The following is a 21,781-nucleotide window of genomic DNA, read 5'->3' as shown; positions in this document are numbered from 1 at the left end:
GCCGGTCAGGGCGGCGGCGCGGTCGAGCCCCGGTCCTGGTACCCGGGCTCGATGAGGTGCACGCCGGGGGCGACGTCGTCGCCCTCCACGAGCCGCATGGCGAGGTCGACCGCGAGGTCGCACGACGCCTGCGGCACCAGCGGCACCGAGTCGATGGGCGGATGGAACGCCGTGGTGTCGAACGTCGCGCCGACGGACACGACCGACACGTCGTGGGGCACCGCGAGGCCGCGCTGGGCGAGCTCGTCGAGCACGGCGGCGTGCGCCGCGTCGTCGCAGTGCAGCACGAGTGCGGTCGCGCCGACGTCGAGGAGCGCCCGCACCGAGGCGCGCACCCCCTCGCCGCGTCGGCCGTTCGGTTCGGGCAGCTCGACGGATGCCGCGAGCCCGCGCTCCGCGGCGCGGTCCTCGAAGCCCGCCCGCACGCGCGGCGGGAAGTTCGACTTCTCGTAGGCGACCGGCGCGTGGCCGACGAGCCCGATGGAGCGATGGCCGAGGTCGGCGAGGCGATCGACGGCGAGGGCCGCGGCCGCCTCGAAGTCGAGGTCGACGCACACGAGCCCCTCGTGGTCGTCGGGCACGCCGATGAAGACCGACGGCAGCGAGATGCGGCGAGCGAGGTCGACCCGCTCGTCGTCGGGCGCCACGTCGAGCACGATCACGCCGTCGACGAGCCCGCTCGAGGCGACGCGGCGCATGCCGACCGAGGCCTCCTCCTCGGTGAGGAGCAGGATGTCGTAGTCGAAGCGCCGAGCTGCGATCGAGGTCGCGAGGACGAACGCCATGTGGGTCGGCGCGTGGGTGTCGGCGCGGAACGGCTCCGTGAGCGCGAAGATGTTGGTGCGGCGGCCGGCGAGCATGCGGGCGCCCGCGTTGGGCCGGTAGTCGAGGTCGCGCACGGCCTGCTCGATGCGGCGGCGCGTCTCGGCGGAGATCGTGCGCTTGCCGCTCAGGGCGTACGACACGGTGCTGATCGACACACCGGCGGCCTTGGCCACCTCGTGGATCTTCGCCATGTCGGACTCCATCGTCTAAGCGTTTCGATTGACAGGACGGGACTTTACGCACATGTCGAAACGCTTCGCAACTGTTTTGTGGAAATTGCGAACAAATGGCTCGTCGGCCGGTCCGGCTTGCGTCGGGCCGGGCCGTTGCCTTATGTTGTATCTGCCAACAAATCACCGATGACGCTGAAAGGCGGATCACCCATGGCCAGCGCGCCCACCCGCGACGACAAGTTCTCCTTCGGCCTCTGGACCGTCGGCTACAACGGCACCGACCCCTTCGGCGGCCCGACGCGGAAGCCCCTCGACGTCGTGCACGTGGTCGAGAAGCTCGACGAGCTCGGCGCCTACGGCCTCACCTTCCACGACGACGACCTGTTCGCGTTCGGCTCGTCCGACGCCGAGCGCCAGACGCAGATCGACCGCCTCAAGGGCGCGCTCGAGGCCACCGGCGTCATCGTGCCGATGGTCACCACCAACCTCTTCAGCGCCCCCGTGTTCAAGGACGGCGGCTTCACGTCGAACGACCGCCAGGTGCGCCGCTTCGCGCTCCGCAAGGTGCTGCGCAACATCGACCTCGCCGCCGAGCTCGGGGCCAAGACGTTCGTCATGTGGGGCGGCCGCGAGGGCGCCGAGTACGACGCCGCGAAGGACATCCGCTCCGCCCTCGAGCGCTACCGCGAGGCGGTCAACCTGCTCGGCGACTACGTGACCGACAAGGGCTACGACCTGAAGTTCGCGATCGAGCCGAAGCCGAACGAGCCCCGCGGCGACATCCTGCTGCCCACGGTCGGGCACGCGCTCGCCTTCATCGACTCGCTCGAGCGCCCCGAGCTCGTCGGCCTCAACCCCGAGGTCGGCCACGAGCAGATGGCGGGCCTGAACTTCGCCGCCGGTATCGCGCAGGCGCTGTACCACGGCAAGCTCTTCCACATCGACCTGAACGGCCAGCGCGGCATCAAGTACGACCAGGACCTCGTGTTCGGCCACGGCGACCTGCACAACGCGTTCGCCCTGGTCGACCTGCTCGAGAACGGCGGCCCCAACGGCGCACCGGCCTACGAGGGTCCCCGCCACTTCGACTACAAGCCGAGCCGCACCGAGGACGAGACCGGCGTCTGGGACTCCGCGGCGGCGAACATGCGCACCTACCTGCTGCTCAAGGAGCGCGCCGCGGCCTTCCGCGCCGACCCCGAGGTGCAGGAGGCGCTCGAGGCCGCGAAGGTGCTCGAGCTCGCGCAGCCGACCCTCGGCGACGGCGAGTCGTACGACGACCTCCTCGCCGACCGTTCGGCGTTCGAGGACTTCGACGCGTCGGCGTACCTCGGCGGCAAGGGCTTCGGCTTCGTGCGGCTGCAGCAGCTCGCCACGGAGCACGTGCTCGGCGCGCGCTGACGCTCCCTCCTGATCCCGGTCGCTGAGCTCGTCGAAGCGCCCCTTCGACGAGCTCAGGGGCCATCTCCCCGAAGGAGCACCATGGCACTCGTCGCCGGCGTCGACTCGTCGACGCAGTCCTGCAAGATCGTGATCCGGGATGCCGCGACCGGCGCGCTCGTGCGCTCCGGCCGGGCCCCGCATCCCGACGGCACCGAGGTCGATCCGGCCGCCTGGTGGGGCGCGCTGCTCAGCGCGTTCACGGATGCCGGCGGGCTCGACGGCGTCGAGGCGATCTCGATCGGCGGGCAGCAGCACGGCATGGTCGTGCTCGACGCCGAGGGCCGGGTCATCCGCGACGCCCTGCTCTGGAACGACACCCGGTCGGCGCAGGCCGCCCGCGACCTCATCGACGAGGTCGGCGCCGACGAGTACGCCCGCCGCACGGGCGTCGTGCCGGTGGCGTCGTTCACGGCGACGAAGCTGCGCTGGCTTCGGGACGCCGAGCCCGATGCCGCGGCGCGCGTCGCAGCGGTGGCGCTCCCCCACGACTGGCTCACGTGGCGCCTGCGCGGCTACGGACCCGCCGGCGAGTCACCGCTGGGCCCGGTGCTCGGCGAGCTCACGACCGACCGGTCCGACGCGAGCGGCACCGCGTACTGGGGCGCCGACGGCTACGACCGCGACCTCCTCGTCCGGGCGCTCGGGCACGACGCGATCCTCCCGCGCGTGCTCGGCCCCGGGGAGTCCGCCGGCCGTACGCCCGACGGCATCCTCGTCGGCCCCGGCGCGGGCGACAACGCGGCGGCCGCGCTCGGGCTCGACGCGGCATCCGGCGACGTCGTCGTGTCGATCGGCACGAGCGGCACGGTCTTCGCCGTGACGGATGCCCCCGTCGCCGACGCCTCGGGCACCGTCGCCGGGTTCGCGGACGCCACGGGCCGCTTCCTCCCGCTCATCGCCACCCTGAACGCGGCCCGCGTGCTGGACGCGACGGCGCGCCTGCTCGGCGTCGACCACTCCGAGCTCGGACGGATCGCGCTCGAGGGCGAGCCCGGGGCATCCGGCGCCGTGCTCGTGCCGTACTTCGAGGGCGAGCGCACGCCGAACCTCCCCGACGCGACCGCGTCGTTCTCGGGCCTCACGCTCGCGAACACGACGCGGCCGTCGATCGCGCGCGCCGCGATCGAGGGCATGCTGTGCGGACTCGCCGACGGGCTCGACGCCGTGCGCGGTCAGGGCGTCGACGCGCAGCGCGTGCTGCTCATCGGCGGCGCCGCGCAGAACCCCGCCGTCCGGCGGGTCGCGGCGCAGGTCTTCGACGTGCCCGTGACGGTGCCCGCGCCGGGTGAATACGTGGCCGACGGCGCGGCTCGGCAGGCGGCGTGGGTGCTCACGGGCGAGCGGCCGTCGTGGCCGGTGGAGACCGCCGAGGAGCTCGCGGCCGACACCCGCGGGGCCATCCGCGAGCAGTACGCGGCGGCGGCCGGGATCACCGCGGGCTGAGAACGCCGAGGTCAGGGGCACCTTCCAGCCGTTCTCGCGGTTCGCGGGCGTAGCATGAAGCCGAGACGTCGCCGTACCACGGCGCCGCCCCGGACCATGAGCGAGGGAGCGATGATGTCAGATTCCACTCCGAACGAGCCCGCCGAGAAGGACGACGAGTCGGTCGACCGCCTCGTGGGCCGCTACACCGAGGTCGACGGCGAGGGACCCGAGGTCCGCGGCGTGGCCGGCGAGTACACCCGCACCGATGGCGTGGCCGAGGACGAGTCGGTGGAGGGCGACTACACCTCGACGTCCGAGCACCCCGATGCGGTCGATCCGTCGGAGCGCCACGGCAAGTACATCCGCACCGAGCCCCCGAAGCCGCACCCGGGCAAGCACTCGGTCTGACCGGTGCCGACCCGAGCGGGACCTCCGGGCCGACGGCGAGCGGTCAGCCCGGTGCCGTGGGCGCGCCCCGACGCCGGCGGCGCGCCGTCAGGCCGTCTCCGTCAGGCCGTCTCCGTCGTGCCCTCCGACACCGGCGACGTCATTGCGAGCGCGACCATGTCGGCGAGGTCGGCGCCGCGGCCGGCGCGACGTCCGGCTTCGAAGGCGGCGGTCCCGTCGTGGCCGGCCTCCGCCAGTGCCCGCTCGAGGATCGGGCCATGGAGCGAGAAGGTTCCACCGGTCATCAGGCCCTTGCGCTCGCGCACGATCTCGGCGGCGCCGAACAGCCGGCCGGCCCGCGCGAGGTCTCCGCTCACCGCCGCGACCGCCGACATCGCCTCGAGCCCGTAGGCGAAGCCCTCCTCGTGCCCGAAGGTCGACGAGATGAGCAGCTGCTCGGTGAAGCATCCGCGGGCGCCCTCGGGATCGCCGTCGAGGAGCCGAGCCCAGCCCAGGTGATTGAGGGCGATGGCCTCGCCGAGGGGGTCCTCGTTGTCGCGCGCGATCCCGAGGCTCTCGTCGAGGAGTCGGAACGCCAGGTTCAGCCGACCTCTCGCCATGGCCGCGCGCGCGAGCATGATGCGCACCATCGTCCGTCCGAAGGGATCGCCGTCCTCCTCGACGAGCTCGAGGCTGCGGCCGAGCGTGCGCTCGGCGCCGTCGATGTCGGGCGGTGTGAGCGACATCTGGGCGATCGCCAGGGCCACGAGCGACAGGCTCTCGCCGAGCCGATCGCCCACGCGTTCGAAGTACGCGGCGCACTCGGCGAGCGCAGCGGCAGCGTCCGCGTCGGGCGTCTCCCCGACCCGGATCGAGTGCGTGGAGAAGAGCGCGATGACACGGGTGCGGTCGTCGAGGTCGATTCCGGGTTCGAGGAGGCGCAGCATCCACGTGCGCACCTCGCCGAGCTGGCCGCTCACCCACCAGAACCAATACAGGTGCCAGACCAGCGAGGCGAGCTCGGCGTACTGCTCCGTCGCCATGAAGTGGTCGACGGTGCCGCGGAGCTCGTCGCGCTCGTCGGCGAGCCGCGCCATGAGGTCGATCTGGCCCTTCCACGTCGCCTGCTGATCGGTCGAGTCGGCGAGCGCGACATAGAACCGCGCGTGGCGTTCCTCGGTGGCCGTCAGGATGCCGCGCTCCTCGAGGTGCTCGCGACCGTATTCCCGCACCGTGGCGAGCATCGTGTACCACGCCCGGTCGCCGCGGTCCTGCTCCCGCACGAGGCTGCCGTCGACGAGCGCGCCGAGCGCGTCCATCGCATCGACGTCGCCCAGGCCGTCGGTCATCCACTCGGCGGCGTCGAGCCCGAATCCGGAGCGGAAGACCCCGAGTCGCATCAACAGCTCGCGCTCCGCCGGGCGGAGCAGCTGCGCGCTCCAGTCGATCGTCGCGCGCAGGGTGCGCTGCCGCTCGGGCAGGTCCCGGGCGCCGCCGGTGAGGAGGGGCAGCGCATGGTCGAGGCGTTCCTCGAGGGCGGCGGGGGTGAGCACCCGCAGGCGCGCCGCGGCCAGCTCGAGGGCGAGCGGCGCGCAGTCGAGCGCCGTGCAGATCGCGGCCACCTGCGCCGCGTTGGCGTCGGTGAGCTCGAAGTCGGGCTTCACGGCGCGAGCGCGCTCGACGAGGAGGTCGACGGCCGCCTCGGGCGGCAGCGGACCCAGCTCGATGCTCTGCTCGCCCGTCACGCGCAGCAGGATCCGGCTCGTCGCGAGCACGGAGACGGCGGTCGCGCCGAGGAGCGCGGCGAGTGCGGGTGCCGCCTCGACGACCTGCTCCACGTTGTCGAGCACGAGCAGCATCCGCCGATCGGCGAGGGCGAGGCGGAGCCGCTCGCTCATCGAGCCGTCTCCACTGTCACGGATGCCGAGGGCGTTCGCGACGGCGGTCGTCACGAGCCCGGGATCGATCACCGGCGCGAGGTCGACGAAGACCACCCCGTCGGGGAACGACGTCTCCACGGCCCGCGCCGCCGCGATCGCGAGCCGGCTCTTGCCGATGCCGCCGGGGCCGGTGAGCGTCACGAGCCGATCGCCGTCGTCGGCCAACATGCGCGTCACGGTCGCGAGCTCGGCGTCCCGTCCGAGGAGACGGGTGAGCGGCGACGGCAGGCGCACCGACTCCGTCGACGCGGGCTGCGGCGCGGGTTCGGCGAACGGCGCCCGACGGGGATCGGCTGCGTCGAAGCGCTCGGCCAGCAACGAGGCCAGGTCGGCGGCGACGAGCTCGGCGAGCTCCGCGGCATCCGTGAACGAGGCGTACGAGGCGCGATCGTCGGCGCGGATGCGCGCGAGCAGCCCCTCGAGCCGATCGTCGCGGCGCTCGGTGCGCTTGAGGTAGATGAGCTTCGGGATGTCGGGGGCGAGGTTCCACTCGTCCTCCAGGCCCGAGACGTCCTCGCCGGGCGCGATCCAGCCGTACTGCTCCCCGTAGATGCCGACGAAGATGTCGCTCTGCTCGAGGTACGCGCGGTAGAGCGATCGCGGCGGGTGCGGCCGGGCGCCGAGCTCGAACATGACGGGCGCCATCGACAGCCGCTCGATCGCACCCCGGGCCGCGCGCCGCTCGGGCGCCAGCTCCTTCAGCGTCGAGCTGACGAACACCCGCAGGCGCTGGTCGGGCGTTCGGATGCCACCCGCGACCCGGTCCATGCGGCCAGTCTCCTGCCGCCCGACGCCCACTGTCCAGCACCGGTGCACCCGAGCACGCCGTCAGGTGGCCGCCGCCGCGCGTTGCAGGAACTTCCGGGCGACTCGCCGCCTCCGCGGGGTCGGTCCACGGCGTGTCGGCTGGAAGTTCCTGCATTCGCACGCGCAGCGAGGAACGACGAGGGTCGATCCGCGGCGCGGAACGGCCAACGAACCGTCGAACTCAGCCGCGCGCTCGCGCAAGCTCCGCCCCGGCGGCCTCGAGCCACCGCAGCGGTTCCGCCATCGCGGCCGCACCGCCGCCGGCGAGGTCGGCCAGGGCGACGGATGCCGCGAATCCGCCCGGCTCGGCCGTGATCGCCCCGGCGACGAGCGCCGTCGGCACCCCGGCGTCACGCGCGAGCGCGGCCACCACGGTCGGCGCCTTGCCCGCCTCGGACTGCCCGTCGAAGCGGCCCTCTCCCGTGATCACGAGGTCCGCGCCGTCGAGCGCCTCGCGGAGGCCGACCGCATGCGCGACCAGCGCCGCGCCGCCGCCCATCGACGCGCCCCACGCGAGCAGGCCGAAGCCCGTTCCGCCGGCGGCGCCCGCGCCCGGTGCCGCGGCGAACGGCTGCAGCGCCTCGGGCATCAGGTCGGCCAGCCGCGCGAGGTTTGCCTCGAGCACGTCGATGGCCGCGGCATCCGCCCCCTTCTGCGGGCCGAAGACGGCCGCAGCGCCGAACGGTCCGAGCAGGGGGTTGGTGACGTCGCCGAGGATGACCGCACCGCCGGGCGGCAGCGGCCGTAGCCCCGTGAGGTCGACGCGGTCGAGCATCGCGAGCCCGCGGTTGCCGAGCGGCACCGGTGCGCCCGAGTCGTCGAGGAACCAGGCGCCGAGCACCGTGAGGGCCGCGGTGCCGCCGTCGCTGGAGGCGCTGCCGCCGAGGCCGAGCAGCAGTCGCTCGACCCCGGCGTCGAGCGCTGCGGCGATGGCCTCGCCGAAGCCCGCGCTGTGCGCGTCGAGCGGCTCGAGCGGGTCGAGGAGCGTGATCCCCGAGGTCGCGGCGAGCTCGACCACGGCCGTGCCGTCGGGCAGCAGCACCCACGAGGTCTCCACGGGCGCGGTCACCGGTCCGCGGACGGTGATCGGCCTGCGCTGCGCGCCCGGCACGGATGACGCGAACGCGTCGAGCGTGCCCTCCCCGCCGTCGGCCATGGGCCGCTCGACGAGGTCGTCGCCGGCGCGCACCGAGCGCCATCCCGCCGCGAGGGCGGCTGCGGCATCCGCTGCCGTCGCCGTGCCCTTGAACGAGTCGGGTGCGATGACGACGCGGGTCACGACGCGTCGAAGGTCGGGGCGGGCACGTGCGAGAGCCACTCCAGGGCGCGGTCGAGCAGGTCGCGGTGCTCGGCGGACTCGTACGATCGCACGTCGTGGCCGAGCGCGTCGTAGACGATGCGCGAGCGGCCGAGCTCGCGAGCCCAGACGAGCGGATGCCGCATGCCGTCCTCCTCGTGCTCGGCGATCCGCTCGACGATGCCGTCGAGCCGCAGGCCCGAGTAGCGCTCGTCGTACACGGTGAAGTCGTCGATCCCCTCGGCGATCACATGCGCGCCGACGACGTGCACGCGGGCCTCGCCGATCTCGGGATGCCACGAGAAGCCCTCGACCCAGCGCCCACCGAGCGCGTGGCCGAAGTCGGGCAGCTCGGGCAGCGTCGAGGCGGCGGCGTGCATGGCGAGGATGCCGATCCCGCGGTCGAGCGCCGCCTCGAGTCCGGCGGCGGCCGCGTCGAGCTGGTCGTCGGTGGGCTCGGCCGGCTCGCCGGTGCTCTCGGGCAGCGGCGATTCGGGGTCGCCGGCGTTCACGACGAGGAGGTCGGCGTCGCCGAGCGCGGCGAGGCCGGCGAGCAGGTCGTCGCCCACCTCGACGCGGTAACCCGCGCCCGCGACGATGCCGGCGAGCGCGGCGCTGGTCTCGTCGAAGCGGTGCCAGCGGTCGGCGTAGCGGCCGGAGCCGCTGAGGATCACGGCGCGCATCTCACCTCCTCCGCTCTCGCGTGCATCGTAGCCCTGCCCGGCCTCCGCCGTCATCGCTCGAGCACCAGCGCCCAGTCCCAGGCGGCGAGCCGTACGCCGTCGACCCGCTCGCCCGTGACCGCGTCGACGCCCGCGACGGGAACGTCGACCGGGTCGCCGCCGTGGTTGATCACGGTGACGAGTTCGCCGCGTCGCGCGGCCTCGACGTGCTCGGGCAGGCCGGCGACGACGGGCCCGACCGCGGCATCGGCGAGCACGTGGTCGACCACGGCCTGCACGCCGTCCTCGTCGGGTACGGTCGCGAGGTAACGCGCGGTGCCGCGACCGGCGGCGCGCCGGGTGAGGGCCGGATGCCCCGCCAGGCGTCCGCTCGTGAATGCGGCCTCCACCGCGGCATCCGTGCCCTCGATCGGGTGGAGCTCCTCGGCGACGAGCGTGCCGACCACGTCGGCGCCGCCCGCGATCCCGGACCCGGCGAAGCGCGCCTCGCGCTCGCCGGGCGCTCCGGCCGGCGCATCCGGAGCGACGAGCGCGCCGAAGTCCTCGAGGCGGATGCCGAGGAGCGGACCGAGCTGCGTGAGGAACCCGCCGTCGCGGAACCGGTCGTCGGCGTCGACCACGTCGGTGAACGGGCCGGCGAGCACGTGGCCGCCGCCCTCGACGAACCCGCGGAGCGCGGTGGCGCCCTCGTCGCGCAGCAGGTACGCGAGCGGGGCGATCGCGAGTGCGTACCGGTCGTCGACCCGCTCGGGCGCGACCAGGTCGACCTGCACGTGGCGTCGGTGCAGCGCGCGGTACCAGCGCTGCACGACGGCGAGGTAGTCGAGCGCGTTCTGCGGGTGGTCGGTGCCCTCGATCGCCCACCAGTTCTCCCAGTCGAAGACGAGCGCCACGCGGGCGTCGCGGGGTCCGGCGGGCAGCGCGGGCAGCTCCGCGAGCTGCTCACCGAGGGCGACGACCTCGCGCCAGGTGCGCGTGTCGGTGCCGGCGTGCGGCAGCAGCGCCGAGTGGAACTTCTCGGCGCCCGAGCGCGACTGCCGCCACTGGAAGAACAGGATGCCGTCGGCGCCGCGTCCGATCGCCTGGGCGCTGAGCGCCGCCATCTGGCCGGGGGCCTTCGGCGCGTTCCACGGGCGCCAGTTGACAGCGTTGGTTGCCTGCTCCATGAGGATCCACGGCACGTCGGGCTTGAGCGACCGCACGAGGTCGCGCTGGAACGCCGCGGCGCGGAACGACTCGGGGTCGTTCGGGTCGGGGTAGGCGTCGTCGCTCACGAGGTCGACGTGCTCGGCCCACTTCGCGTAGTCGGAGGGCTTGAAGGGGCCCATGAAGTTCGTGGTGATCGGCTGCGTCGCGCCCGCCGCGCGGATGAGGTCGCGCTCCATCAGGTAGCACTCGAGCAGCATGTCGCTCGTGAACCGGCGGTAGTCGAGCAGCTGCGACGGGTTCGGGCTGTAGGGCGCCTTGCGCGGCGGGAACACCTCCTCGAACGACCCGTAGCGCTGCGACCAGAAGTTCGTGCCCCAGGCCGCGTTGAGCGCGTCGACGGTGCCGTACCGGTCGGCCAGCCAACGGCGGAACGCATCGCGCGCGGCATCCGAGAAGTCCATGTTCAGGTGGCAGCCGTACTCGTTGTTGACGTGCCACATGACGACGGCCGGATGCTGCGCGTACCGCGCCGCGAGTGCGGCCACGAGCTCGCCCGCGAGCCGACGGTACACGGGCGACGACGGCGCGAACTGCTGCCGGCTGCCCGGCCAGTACGTGGCGCCGTTCTCGTCCTGCGGCAGCATCTCGGGATAGGCGGCAGTCGCCCACGGCGGCGGCGACGCGGTCGCGGTCGCGAGGTCGACCGCGATGCCGCCCTCGTGCAGGAGGTCGATCACGCGGTCGAGCCACTCGAAGTCGAACTCGCCCTCGCGCGGTTGGATGCGCGACCAGGAGAAGATGCCGAGGCTGACCATGGTGACGCCCGCCTCGCGCATGCGCGCGATGTCCTCGGGCCATACGTCGTCCGGCCACTGCTCGGGGTTGTAGTCGGCGCCGTAGTGCACGGGTGATCCTCCATCGCGTCGGAAAGCGTATTCCCAGTCTATCGCCGGCCAGCGGATACCACGAGTGGGCGATCTTGGCGGTGACGCGGGCGCGCCGCACGCCAAGATCGCCCACTCGGAGGAGCGAGGGCGCCGCCGCGGCATCCGCCCCGCTCACCCGAGCACGCGGCGGACCCAGGCCTCGCGGGTCGCCACCGCGGTGCGCGAGATGGCCGCACCGGGCACCACGTTCTGGAACCCGTGGAAGCCGCCGGGCCACACGTGCAGCTCCGCACTGCCGCCCGCGGCCCAGATGCGGCTCGCGTAGGCGACGACCTCGTCGCGGAACACCTCGGCGCCGCCCACCTCGAGGTACGCCGGCGGCAGCCCCGAGAGATCGGCCATGCGGGCCGGCGCCGAGTACGGCGAGACGTCGTCGGTGCCGCGGCGGTCGCCGAGGAGGGCGGCCCACCCGGTCACGTCGCTCGTGCGGTCCCAGATGCCGATGCCGTCGACCTGCTGCGCCGAGGCCGTGTCGACCCGGTCGTCGAGCATCGGCCACATGAGCAGCTGCGCCAGCGGCATCCGCCCGCCCCGGTCGCGCGCGAGCAGCGTAGTGCCCGCACTGAGGCCGCCGCCCGCGCTCTGGCCGCCGATGAGGACGCGGGGGATCGAAGCCGAACTCGTCGGCATGGTCGGTGAACCACGTCCAGCCGGCGTAGGTGTCCTCGAGCGGCGCCGGGTCGGGCGCGTCGGGAGCGAGGCGGTACTCGACCGCGGCCACGACGGCGTCGTGCTCGAGCACGTGGTCGACGAGCATGGCGCCGAGCGACCAGCGGGTACCGGCGACCAGGCCCCCGCCGTGCACGACGTAGGCGCCCGGATGCCCCGAGCCCGCGTGGTCGGCCCGGCGCAGCACCGAGACGGCGACCTCCGTGCCGTCGGCGCTCACCACGGCGTGGTCGCTCACCTCGACCGGCCGCCCCGCGATCACGTCGGCGATCGGGGGCGGCGACGAGAGCGCCGCGCGGAACTCGGCGATCCCGGCGGGCTCGAGCGTCGTGAAGAACGCCGGAAGCGCGGCGAGCGCCGGTTCGAGCTCGGGGTCGAACGGCGGGCGGGCGGGTGCGGTCATCTCGATCCTCCGATGCGGACGGTGCCGGTCAGGGGCTCACGGCAGCGGTCGGTGCGGGCGGGCGGTCAGGCGGGCGCCTCCGTGCGCTGCAGCGCGAGGTACTGGTGCACGAACGCGATCGCCATGCCGCCCTCCCCGACGCCGGCGGCGACGCGCTTCACGGAGCCGGAGCGCACGTCGCCCACGGCGAAGATGCCGGGGGTGCTCGTCTCGAGCGCGAACGGACGACGGTCGGCGGTCCACTCGGCGGTGGCCGCGGCATCCGCCCCCGTGAGGATGAACCCGTGCTCGTCGCGGGCGATGTCGTGCGGCAGCCAGCCCGTGACGGCATCGGCGCCGATCATCACGAAGACGACGGTGACATCCCGACGGCCGACCGTGCCGGAGTCCTTGTCGACCACGTCGACGGCCTCGAGCACGCGATCGCCGTGCAGGTCGACGACCTCGCGGCGGGTCTCGACGCGGATGCCGGCGTTCGCGCCGATCTGGTCGATGAGGTACCGCGACATGCTCGCCTCGAGCGACGGCCCGCGCACCAGCATCGTGACCGACCGGGCGTGACGCGAGAAGAAGATCGCGGCCTGGCCGGCCGAGTTGCCGGCTCCGATGATGCAGACGTCCGCGCCCTTCGCGATGGCCGCGTCGCTGCGGGCGGCGCCGTAGTAGACGCCGTTGCCGAGGAACCGCTCGACGGCCGGCACGGGCAGCGTGCGCCATTCGACGCCGGTCGCGGCGATGACGACGGGCGCGCGCAGCGTCTCGCCGCCGTCGAGCACGATCTCGTGCCGGTCGCCGTGGGGGCGGATCGCCTCGACGGTCCGCGTGACGACGATCTCGGCGCCGAGGCGCTTCGCCTGCTTGAGGGCCCGGCTGGCCAGCTCGTCGCCCGAGATGCCGAACGGGAACCCGGTGTAGTTCTCGATCCGCGTGGACGTGCCCGCCTGCCCGCCCGGCGCGAGCGACTCGATGACCACGGTGCGCAGGCCCTCGGCCGCGCCGTTCACGGCCGCGGTGAGCCCGGCCGGGCCGGCGCCGAGGATGACGACGTCGTAGTCGGTCGCCGAGGGCTCGACGTCGAGTCCGGCGGCGACCGCCACCTCGCGCATCGACGGTGCTGCGAATCGGGAGCCGTCGGCCCGCTCGAGCACCGGGTACGTCTCACCGGCGACGGCGGCGTCGAGGGTCACCCGCTCGAAGGCGACCTGGTTTCGGGTGAGGAACGTGGCGACCTGGTGCGTCCCCGCGTCGAGGCGCGGTCCGATGAGGCGGAGGTCGGTCTCGGGCTGCTCGGCGGCGAGCTCCTGGAGCGAGTCGAGGTAGCGGCGCGCGAGCCCGGCGACCCGGGCCGGGATCGAGGGCGCCATCGCGGCCAGCGTGTAGAAGGCCGTCACGTCGAGCTTCAGGATGCGCGACGCCTCGGCCGCCCGACCCGACGCGGGGAACGGCGTGCTCAGCGTCATGGGCACCTCGCCGAAGAAGCGGCCCGGCGCCCGTACGCCGATCACGCGCTCCTCGCCGTTGACCACCTTCGTGATCTCGGCGCCGCCCTCGACCACGACGAACAGCGCGCGCTCGTCGCCCTCGTGCGCGAAGTACTCCCCCGGCACGAGGTGGATGTCCTCGACCGCCCCGACGAGGTACTCGAGCGCCTCCTGCGGCAGGGGCGCGAAGATGCGGATGCCGCGGAGCTCGTCGACCGTGATCATGCGCCGCGCGCTCCGATGGGCATCCGGCTCGTCGAGGCATCCGCGGTTCGCACCTTGCGAACCTAACCGCGGCGGGTGTCGCGGTCAACGATCGGCGTGACCCCAGTCCGCGCGCCGGGTCAGCCCTTGCGCTGCACGCGGTACTCGGTGGGGCTCATCCCGTGCACCCGGCTGAACTGCCGCGAGAAGTAGAACGGATCGGCGTAGCCGACCTCGCGGCCGACCTCGGAGACGTGCAGGTCGGTGGTGTCGAGGAGCCGCCGCGCCCGCGCCATCTTGAGTCCGGTGTGGTACGCGAGCACACCGCCGCCGGTTGCGTCCCGGAAGAGGGCCCCGAGGTGCGACGTCGAGACGCCGACGAGCCGGGCGAGGTCCGAGACGCGGATGCCTCCGTCGACGCGCTCCTCGAGGTAGCGCATCGCCCGTTCGAGCGGTTCCCCCTGCTCGGGGAGCCGGCGATCGACGGCGAGCTGCGTCATCAGTCGCCACGCGATGCCCGCGGTGGCCAGCAGACGCGCCGGGGACTGGTCGCGCTCGAGCGCCGAGACGATCTCGTCGAGGAGCACGGTCACGCGGTCGACGGCACGCAACGACACGAGCGGCCGGTCGGCGTCGGCGCCGATCGCGCTCCAGAGGTCGGCCAGGTCGCTGCCGCGCAGGTGGCACCACCAGATCGTCCATGGCTCGCCGTCGTCGGCACCGTACGAGTGCGGCACCCGCGGCGGGATCAGCACGGCCGTCGAAGGGGTGACCCGCACCCGCGTGCCGTCGACGTCGACCCAGCCGCCGCCCGCGACGCACACGATGACGATGGCCTCCTCGGCACCGCCCGGCCGGATGCGGAGATGCCGATGGGCGCGGGGGAACCACCCGGCATCCGTGACCACCAGCCGGCGGGTCACCGGGCGGGCCAGTGCCTCGGCGACGGCCGGGCGGGGAACCACGCTCAGCCGCTGGTTCGCGAATCCTTCGCGGCGCTCCATGCGACCATGATGGCACGGGCGTCGAAACGTCCATGCACGACCCTCGATCGACCATGTGCCGGCCCGGACGCGCGGCGTACCGTGGACGGCGTGACCGACCAGAACCACCCGATCGTGCTGCCCGAAGCCTCCGCCGCGGAACGCGCCGCCATCGAGGCCGGCGGCGTCGCCTGCTGGGAGGCGCCGCTCACGATCGACACCTACGAGCCCGCCGAACCCGACCGCTATCCGCTGTTCCTCGAGCGGCGCGTGTACCAGGGGTCGAGCGGCAAGGTCTACCCCATCCCGTTCACCGACCGGATCCTCCCCGGCCGGACGCCGCGGCCCTGGCGGGCGATCCACCTCGAGAATCGCTGGATCCGGCTCGTGCTGCTACCCGAGCTCGGCGGTCGGATCCACGTCGGCTACGACAAGACCCGCGACTACGACTTCTTCTACCGCAACAACGTCATCAAGCCGGCCCTGGTCGGCCTCGCCGGCCCGTGGATCTCGGGCGGCGTCGAGTTCAACTGGCCGCAGCACCACCGGCCGGCGACCTCCCTTCCCGTGGACACGTCCATCGAGCGCCACGACGACGGCTCGGTGACGGTCTGGCACAGCGACCTCGATCCGATGCAGCGCATGCGCGGCAGCCACGGCATCAGCCTCCGCGGCGACTCGGCGCTCATCGAGCTCGAGGCGAGGCTCGTCAACCGGACCGACGTGTCGCAGACCTTCCTCTGGTGGGCGAACGTGGCGGCGCATTCCCACGACCGCTACCAGTCGTTCTTCCCGACGGACGTCCGCTACGTCGCCGACCACGCCAGGCGGGCGATCACCGCCTTCCCCGCCTCGGACCGTCCCTACTACGGCGTCGACTACCCGGCCCTCGCCGCCGAGCGTCCCGGTGCCGACCGCATCGACGTGCACGCGAACATCCCCGTCCCCACCTCGTACATGATCACGGACACGGTCGACGACTTCTTCGGCGGCTACGACCACCGGGCCGGTGCCGGGTTCGTGCACTGGGCCGACCGCGCGATCGCCCCCGGCAAGAAGCAGTGGACCTGGGGCGACGGAGAGGTCGGCCACGCCTGGGACCGGCACCTCACCGACGGCGACGGACCGTACGTCGAGCTCATGGCGGGCGTCTTCACCGACAACCAGCCCGACTTCAGCTGGCTGCTGCCCGGCGAGACGCGCGCGTTCCGCCAGTACTGGTACCCGATCCAGGACATCGGCCCGGCGGTGCAGGCGACGCTCGACGCCGCGATCGGGCTCGAGGTCGACGGATGCCGCGTGCGGCTCGGCGTCGCGACCACGGCGGAGCACGCGGCGGTGGCCGTCACGCTCCTGCGCGGCGACGTCCCCGTGCGCGAGTGGACGCCGGCCGTCCACCCCGGCGAGCCGTTCATCGCCGAGCTCGAGCTGGAGGCGCCCACCGCGCGCAACGACCTCACCGTCGTCGTGGCGCTCGGCGAGCGCGAGCTCGTCGCCTGGCGCGCGCATCCTGCACCGGCCGAGGAGCCGTGGGTCGCGACCGAACCGCCCGCGCCGACCGAGATCGAGAGCGCGGACGAGCTCGTCCTCACCGGCCTCCACCTCGTGCAGTACCGCCATCCGACCCGCGGAGCCGAGCCGTACTTCGCGGAGGCCGTGGCGCGCGACGCGGGCGATTCCCGCGCACGCGTCGGCCTCGCCCGCCTCGCGTGGGATCGCGGGGAGCTCGACGTCGTGCTCGATCACCTCGACCACGCCGTGCGACGACTCACGCGCCGGAACCTCAACCCCGAGCGCGGCGACGTGCACCTGCTCCGGGGGCTCGCGCTCGAGCGCCTCGGGCGGTTCCGCGAGGCGGCCGACGCCTTCGGGAAGGCCTCGTGGGACGGCGCCCTCGCCCTGCCCGCCGCGCTCGGGCGCGCGCGGCTCGCGATGCGGGCCGGCGACCCCGCCGCTGCCCGGTCGTTCGCCGAGGCCGCAGCGCGCGCGGATCCGGCGAGCGGGCAGGCCGTCGCGGCCACGATTGTCGCGCTGCGCGCCCTCGGACGCGACGGCGCGGCATCCGCGGGGCTGGACGCCGCCCGTGCGGCCGACCCGCTCGACCCGCTGCTCGCCGCACTCGACGACGCGCTCGCGCCAACCGACCCGCGCACCCTGCTCACGATGGCGCACGAACTGCACCGGCTCGGCGACGCCGATCGCGCGATCGGGCTCGCCCTGCGGGCGGCCTCGGCCGCGCCCGGCCCGTTCGGCAACCCGGCCCCGCTCGCCGGGTACGCGGTCGCGGCGTTCCTCGATGCCGCCGGCGACGCCGAGGGTGCGAGCGCCGCTCGCGCCGACGCGCGCGCCGCCGAGCCGCGACTCGCCTTCCCCTCGGGCCTCGACGACCTCGGCGTGCTCGACGCGGCGCTGGAGGCCGACCCGGCCGACGCCCGCGCGAGCGGCTACCTCGGCTGCTGGCTGCTCGACGCCGGCCGCGTCCACGACGCGGCTGCAGCGCTCGACGCCTCGATCGCCGGGGACATCGACGACCCGGTCGTGTGGCGGAACGCCGCCGTCGCGCTCGTCAACACCGGCGGCGACCTCGACACGGCCGACGCACGCTACGCCCGGGCGATGGAACTCGCCCCCGACGATGCGCGCCTGGTCTTCGAGCGCGACCTGCTGGGCGCGGTCCGCGGCGCCCGGCCCGAGGACCGTCTGGCCGCGATCGAGCGGGCGGGGGCGAGTGCGCTGGTGCGCGACGACCTCGCGATCGAGTACGCCGGTCTCCTCGTCGACGTCGGCCGCGCCGGCGACGCGCTGGCCTTCCTGGGCGACCGCGAGTTCCAGCCGTTCGAGGGTGGGGAGGGCCGGGTCATCGCCGTCTTCGATCGGGCGTCGGCTGCGAGGGCCCGCGAGCTGATGGTCACGGATCCGACCGCCGCCCGCGACCTGCTCAGGGGCGGCATCCGCGTGCCCGAGCACCTCGGCGAGGGTCGCCACCCCGCCGAGATCGTCGCCGAGCGCTTCGTGCTGCTGGGTGACGCCGAGCTCGCCTGCGGCGATCGCGATGCGGCGGAGTCGGCCTGGCGCCGCGCACGGGACGTGAACGGGCCGCTCTCCGCAGGCACGAGGGTGGTCGACGACCGGGACGCGTGGGTCGGCGTCGCCCACGTCCGACTCGGCGAGGGCGACGACGCCGAGCGCGTCTGGGCGAGCCTCGAATCGCGCGCGGCGGAGCTCGAGGCCTCCGCCGATCGCGTGGACTACTTCGCGACGTCGCTGCCCGAGCTGCTGCTGTTCTCGATCGACACCGCCGAGCGCCGTGCCGACGACGCGCGACGACTGCGCGAGTCCGCCGCGCACGGCCGACGGCTGTCGGCCGCCATGACCGAGGGGGCACGCGCATGACCGAGCGCTACCTCGGAACACCGGCGATGCCCGCTGCGCCCGACGGCTCGCTCACCGGGCCGGTGCCCGAGCACCTGCCCGCCCGCCTGACGGTGTGCCTCTGGGACTTCTCCTGGTACACCCGGGCGGGTGCGGGCGAGCCGTTCGAGGACGTCGACCGGGCGATGGCCGAGACGGTCGACCGCGGCTTCAACGCCGTGCGCATCTGCGCGGCGCCGCTGCTCGTCGCGGGCGGACTGGGTCTCGACGACCTCGCGTCCGATCTCGAGGTCGAGGGCCTCGGCCCGGCCCCGACGGACGGTTTCTACGGGCAGCGGACCCGGTGGTACGACGCCCCCGGGGGCTATCGGCTCGACGTGCGGGGGCGGCTGTTCGAACTGCTCTCGTCCGCTCGCCGGCACGGCGTCGTCGTCATCCTCGCGAGCTGGGAGTACCAGCAGTCGACGGCGTTCGCCACCGACCCGCGCTGGTTCCAGGCCACCGACGCGGTGCCGCTCGAGCGCCGCTACGACGTGCTCGCCGAGGCGTTCGGGCGGCTCCTCGACGAGATCCGCGCAGCCGGGCTCATCGACGTGATCGCGTTCACCGAGCTGCACAACGAGGTCGACTTCTCGATCCTCCCGCCGCTCGAAGCGGGCGGCACGGCCGCCATGGAGCGGCTCCGGATGCGTCATCCCGACCAGCTCGTCACCGCGAGCTACGGCAAGCCGCCGCACCTCGCGATGCATCGACTCCCCGCCGGGCTCGACGTGGCGCAGTTCCACGTCTACAGCTACGGCGTGCTCGATGCCCTGCAGCGCCGCATCGACATCCGCTCGGAGGGCACGGAGGGCTTCCCGAACCCCGAGCTCCGAGCCCTCCTCCGAGCGGATGCGCCGTCGTTCCCGGAGTACGGCCGTCCGAAGCCGTGGAAGCTCGACGCGACGGTCATCACCGACCAGATGGTCTACGGGTACGACTGGATCGACGCCGGCGCCTGGGACGCCTGGCTCGACGCGCATTACGAGGAGTACCGCGAGGTGATGCTGCGCGAGATCGAGTCGCGCGTCATCGCGATCGCGGAGTGGGCGCGGTGGCGCGGCGTCCCGGCCGTGGTCGGCGAGGGGTGGGTCGGCTACACGCCGCGCGACGGCTGGTTCGAGGAGGGGTCGGCCGGCCTCGCGCTCGCGGAGCACGGCATCTGCACCGCACTCGAGCACGGCGTCTGGGGCGTCGTCGCCGGCTCGAACGCCGCTCCGCACCATCCGGTGTGGCGCGAGGCGGACTGGATGCGCAGGGTGAACCGGACCATCACGGAGGCGGGCGGCGCATGAACGCCTCGCCGCCGATGCGGGCGACCCACCGGTCGTGGCCCTCGCCGACGGCCCGTCCGGCGATGTCGAACGAGGTCGATCGCCACCGGCGCATCGCGCTGACCGACCGGTGGATCGAGGTCGACGGCCGGCCGGCCGTGCCGGTGTCGGGCGAGCTGCACTTCTCCCGCGTCCCGCGGCGGGATTGGGCCGAGCGCCTGCGGCTCCTGCGCTCGGGCGGCGTCACGATCGTCTCGACGTACCTGTTCTGGATCCACCACCAGCCGTCGCGCGACGCGCCGCCCCGATTCGACGACGGACTCGACATCGGCGCGTTCGTGGACCTCGCGGCCGCGTGCGGGCTCGACGTGGTCGTGCGGATCGGCCCCTGGTGCCACGGCGAGGTCCGCAACGGCGGATTCCCCGACTGGGTGCAGGCCGCTCCGGTCCGGCATCGCTCCGACGACCCGGGCTACCTCGAGCTCGCCGCGGACTGGTATGCCGCGGTCGGAGCGGAGCTCGCCTCGCGATGCGGGCGCGACGCACCCATCGTCGGCATCCAGCTCGAGAACGAGCTCATCGACCAGCCTGGCCACCTCGTCACCCTGAAGCGCCTCGCGCGCGAGGCCGGCCTGTCGGCGCCGCTCTGGACGGCGACCGCGTGGGACGGCGCGGAGCTCCCACCCGACGAGGTCCTGCCCCTGTACGGCGGCTACGGCGACGGCTTCTGGTCGGACGCGGATGCCTCGTGGGCGCCCGGGTTCCGAGCGCAGTTCCGGTTCTCGCACGAGTGGGACGACCCCGGCATCGGCGCCGACGTCCGGGGCACCTCTGCCGGTCCTCGCCCGCCACGGCCGCGCGACATCCGGTTCCCCGCGGCGACCTGCGAGCTCGGCGGCGGCATGGCCACCGCCTACCACCGGCGGCCCGTTCCGAGCGCCGACGACGTGGCCGCGGTCGCGCACGTGAAGCTCGGCAGCGGCTCGGCCTGGCAGGGCTACTACCTGGCCGCGGGCGGGCTGAATCCCGCCGACGGCCTCCAAGAGTCGCTCGCGACCGGGTACCCCAACGACCTGCCGCGATTCGACTACGACTTCCACGCTCCGATCGGCGCCGCCGGCGTGCTCGCGCCGAGCCACGCCGCGCTGCGGGTGCAGCACGCGTTCCTCGAGGCGTTCGGCGATCGCCTGGCCCGCATGACGTCGAGCCTGCCCGAGGCGCTGCCGGCCGACGAGGACGACGTGGCGACGCCGCGCTGGGCGCTGCGGTCCGACGGCGCGTCGGGCTTCCTGTTCGTCAACGTGCATCGGCCGCACGAGCCGCTCGAGCCGGTGACGGGCGCGCGGTTCGCCCTCTCACTGGATGGCGGCGAGCTGGTGCTGCCCTCCGAGCCGATCGACCTTCCCAGCGGCACCATCGCGCGCTGGCCCATCGGGCTGGAGCTCGGCGGAGTCGTCGTGCGCTGGGCCACCGCGTCCGCCGTCACCGTCCTCGAGGGCGAGATCCCGACGCTCGTGCTGCTCGCCGACGCCGGGGTGCGCGTCGAACTGATGGTCGGCGACGACCTGGTGAGCCACGACCCTCCCGGCGAACCCGTGCTCCACCGCTTCGGCGCGCTCGACGTCCTGGTGCTGCCCGGGTCGGATGCCGCGCGCCTCTGGGTGCTCGCCACCGACGGGTCGCGCCGGCTGCTGCGGTGCGCCCATCCGCTGTGGACCGAGGACGGGTCGCTGTTCGTGCGGGCGCCGGTCGAGCCGGTCGTCGAGGACTGGGATGCCGCCGCGGGCGCCTTCCGGCGCGTGCCGTTCGCGGCGGAGGTGCGACCGCCCGAGGCCGCCGCCCCGACCGCGATCCCCGTGCGGCCCGCCGCCGAGGTGCCCGCTCGGTACGGGGGCACCCCGCAGCGCACCGCCGCGCCCGATCCCGCGCAGATGGCGGACCTCGCCGCGGCATCCGTGCTCGACGGCCTGCCCGAGCCCAGCCCGGGCGTGCGCCGGGTGCTCACCGTCGACTGGGCCGGCGACGTCACGACCCTCGAGGTCGACGGCGAGGTCGTCGCCGACCGCTTCTGGGACGGCACGCCCTGGCACGTCGACCTCGACGCGATCGGCGCGGCCGCGCCGCGGACCGTCACCCTGCGGATCCTGCCGCTGCACCCCGAGGCGCCCGTGCGGCTCGACGAGCACGCGGCGGCCCGCCGGGCCGCGACACCGGGTCCGCTCCTCGCACTGGACGCGGTCACCGTCGACCAGTCGGTGCGGTGGCGGGAGCTGCAGTGAA

General features: G+C 73.9%; 13 protein-coding genes and 1 pseudogene. 6 read left to right on the top strand and 8 right to left on the bottom strand.

All coding sequences use genetic code 11. The features are described from left to right. Positions 1-5: 5 nt before the first annotated feature. Complete coding sequence (locus ACFVN5_RS16035; protein ID WP_376956236.1) at positions 6-1,016, bottom strand: LacI family DNA-binding transcriptional regulator; 1,011 nt, start codon at positions 1,014-1,016, stop codon at positions 6-8. 192 nt (positions 1,017-1,208) lie between these two features. On the opposite strand from ACFVN5_RS16035, the gene xylA reads away from it, so the two are divergent. The 3 genes from xylA to ACFVN5_RS16020 all read left to right on the top strand — a co-directional run bounded on the left by xylA (position 1,209) and on the right by ACFVN5_RS16020 (position 4,274). Then, complete coding sequence (gene xylA / locus ACFVN5_RS16030; RefSeq protein WP_376956235.1) at positions 1,209-2,399, top strand: xylose isomerase; 1,191 nt, start codon at positions 1,209-1,211, stop codon at positions 2,397-2,399. Between the two features lie 81 nt (positions 2,400-2,480). Beyond that, positions 2,481-3,884, top strand: a complete 1,404-nt coding sequence (gene xylB / locus ACFVN5_RS16025) for a xylulokinase (protein ID WP_376956234.1) — start codon at positions 2,481-2,483, stop codon at positions 3,882-3,884. A gap of 114 nt (positions 3,885-3,998) precedes the next feature. Next, a complete protein-coding gene (locus ACFVN5_RS16020; protein ID WP_376956233.1) occupies positions 3,999-4,274 on the top strand; it encodes a hypothetical protein in 276 nt (91 codons plus the stop codon). Positions 4,275-4,375: 101 nt separating this feature from the next. On the opposite strand, the gene ACFVN5_RS16015 is transcribed toward ACFVN5_RS16020, so the two are convergent. From ACFVN5_RS16015 to ACFVN5_RS15985, 7 genes and pseudogenes are all read right to left on the bottom strand, one after another. Then, positions 4,376-6,961 carry a DUF4062 domain-containing protein gene (locus ACFVN5_RS16015; RefSeq protein ID WP_376956232.1) on the bottom strand — a complete coding sequence of 862 codons (2,586 nt, stop codon included), beginning with the start codon at positions 6,959-6,961 and terminating at the stop codon, positions 4,376-4,378. 220 nt (positions 6,962-7,181) lie between these two features. Continuing rightward, positions 7,182-8,279: a glycerate kinase gene (locus ACFVN5_RS16010; RefSeq protein ID WP_376956231.1), complete on the bottom strand. Its 1,098-nt coding sequence runs from the start codon at positions 8,277-8,279 to the stop codon at positions 7,182-7,184. Continuing rightward, the gene (locus ACFVN5_RS16005; RefSeq protein WP_376956230.1) at positions 8,276-8,980 is read right to left on the bottom strand and encodes a ThuA domain-containing protein; all 705 of its coding nucleotides are present in this window, start codon (positions 8,978-8,980) and stop codon (positions 8,276-8,278) included. Before ACFVN5_RS16005 ends, ACFVN5_RS16010 begins: the two co-directional genes overlap by 4 nt. Positions 8,981-9,030: 50 nt before the next feature. Continuing rightward, entirely contained in the window at positions 9,031-11,034 is a 2,004-nt protein-coding gene (locus tag ACFVN5_RS16000; protein WP_376956229.1) for a beta-galactosidase, read from the bottom strand. A gap of 153 nt (positions 11,035-11,187) precedes the next feature. Beyond that, positions 11,188-11,833 (bottom strand): annotated as a pseudogene (locus ACFVN5_RS15995) (alpha/beta hydrolase). A gap of 380 nt (positions 11,834-12,213) precedes the next feature. After that, entirely contained in the window at positions 12,214-13,854 is a 1,641-nt protein-coding gene (locus ACFVN5_RS15990; RefSeq protein WP_376956228.1) for an FAD-dependent oxidoreductase, read from the bottom strand. A gap of 119 nt (positions 13,855-13,973) precedes the next feature. Continuing rightward, on the bottom strand, positions 13,974-14,837 hold the full coding sequence (locus tag ACFVN5_RS15985) for an AraC family transcriptional regulator (RefSeq protein ID WP_376956227.1): 864 nt from the start codon (positions 14,835-14,837) through the stop codon (positions 13,974-13,976). 90 nt (positions 14,838-14,927) lie between these two features. Here ACFVN5_RS15985 and ACFVN5_RS15980 point away from each other — a divergent pair, with 90 nt between their 5' ends. The 3 genes from ACFVN5_RS15980 to ACFVN5_RS15970 are packed head-to-tail and all read left to right on the top strand — an operon-like array spanning position 14,928 to position 21,780. Continuing rightward, positions 14,928-18,209, top strand: a complete 3,282-nt coding sequence (locus ACFVN5_RS15980; protein ID WP_376956226.1) for a DUF5107 domain-containing protein — start codon at positions 14,928-14,930, stop codon at positions 18,207-18,209. After that, entirely contained in the window at positions 18,206-19,522 is a 1,317-nt protein-coding gene (locus ACFVN5_RS15975) for a cellulase-like family protein (RefSeq protein WP_376956225.1), read from the top strand. The genes ACFVN5_RS15980 and ACFVN5_RS15975 overlap by 4 nt, the downstream gene beginning before the upstream one ends. Next, positions 19,519-21,780 carry a beta-galactosidase gene (locus ACFVN5_RS15970; protein WP_376956224.1) on the top strand — a complete coding sequence of 754 codons (2,262 nt, stop codon included), beginning with the start codon at positions 19,519-19,521 and terminating at the stop codon, positions 21,778-21,780. The genes ACFVN5_RS15975 and ACFVN5_RS15970 overlap by 4 nt, the downstream gene beginning before the upstream one ends. Position 21,781 lies beyond the last annotated feature (1 nt).

The organism is Agromyces sp. NPDC057865, from assembly GCF_042796995.1.
Classification (GTDB): Bacteria; Actinomycetota; Actinomycetes; order Actinomycetales; family Microbacteriaceae; genus Agromyces.
Note: the sequence above shows the minus strand (reverse complement) of the source record. Positions and strands in the feature narration are given on the sequence as shown.

What these genes read in the sequence shown, in the direction of transcription:
- ACFVN5_RS16020 (WP_376956233.1), top strand. Translation starts at nt 3,999, where the DNA reads ATGTCAGATTCCACTCCGAACGAGCCCGCCGAGAAGGACGACGAGTCG.
- ACFVN5_RS15990 (WP_376956228.1), bottom strand. Translation starts at nt 13,854, where the DNA reads ATGATCACGGTCGACGAGCTCCGCGGCATCCGCATCTTCGCGCCCCTG.
- ACFVN5_RS15985 (WP_376956227.1), bottom strand. Translation starts at nt 14,837, where the DNA reads ATGGAGCGCCGCGAAGGATTCGCGAACCAGCGGCTGAGCGTGGTTCCC.
- ACFVN5_RS15970 (WP_376956224.1), top strand. Translation starts at nt 19,519, where the DNA reads ATGAACGCCTCGCCGCCGATGCGGGCGACCCACCGGTCGTGGCCCTCG.
- ACFVN5_RS15975 (WP_376956225.1), top strand. Translation starts at nt 18,206, where the DNA reads ATGACCGAGCGCTACCTCGGAACACCGGCGATGCCCGCTGCGCCCGAC.
- ACFVN5_RS16015 (WP_376956232.1), bottom strand. Translation starts at nt 6,961, where the DNA reads ATGGACCGGGTCGCGGGTGGCATCCGAACGCCCGACCAGCGCCTGCGG.
- ACFVN5_RS16035 (WP_376956236.1), bottom strand. Translation starts at nt 1,016, where the DNA reads ATGGCGAAGATCCACGAGGTGGCCAAGGCCGCCGGTGTGTCGATCAGC.
- ACFVN5_RS16005 (WP_376956230.1), bottom strand. Translation starts at nt 8,980, where the DNA reads ATGCGCGCCGTGATCCTCAGCGGCTCCGGCCGCTACGCCGACCGCTGG.
- xylA (WP_376956235.1), top strand. Translation starts at nt 1,209, where the DNA reads ATGGCCAGCGCGCCCACCCGCGACGACAAGTTCTCCTTCGGCCTCTGG.
- xylB (WP_376956234.1), top strand. Translation starts at nt 2,481, where the DNA reads ATGGCACTCGTCGCCGGCGTCGACTCGTCGACGCAGTCCTGCAAGATC.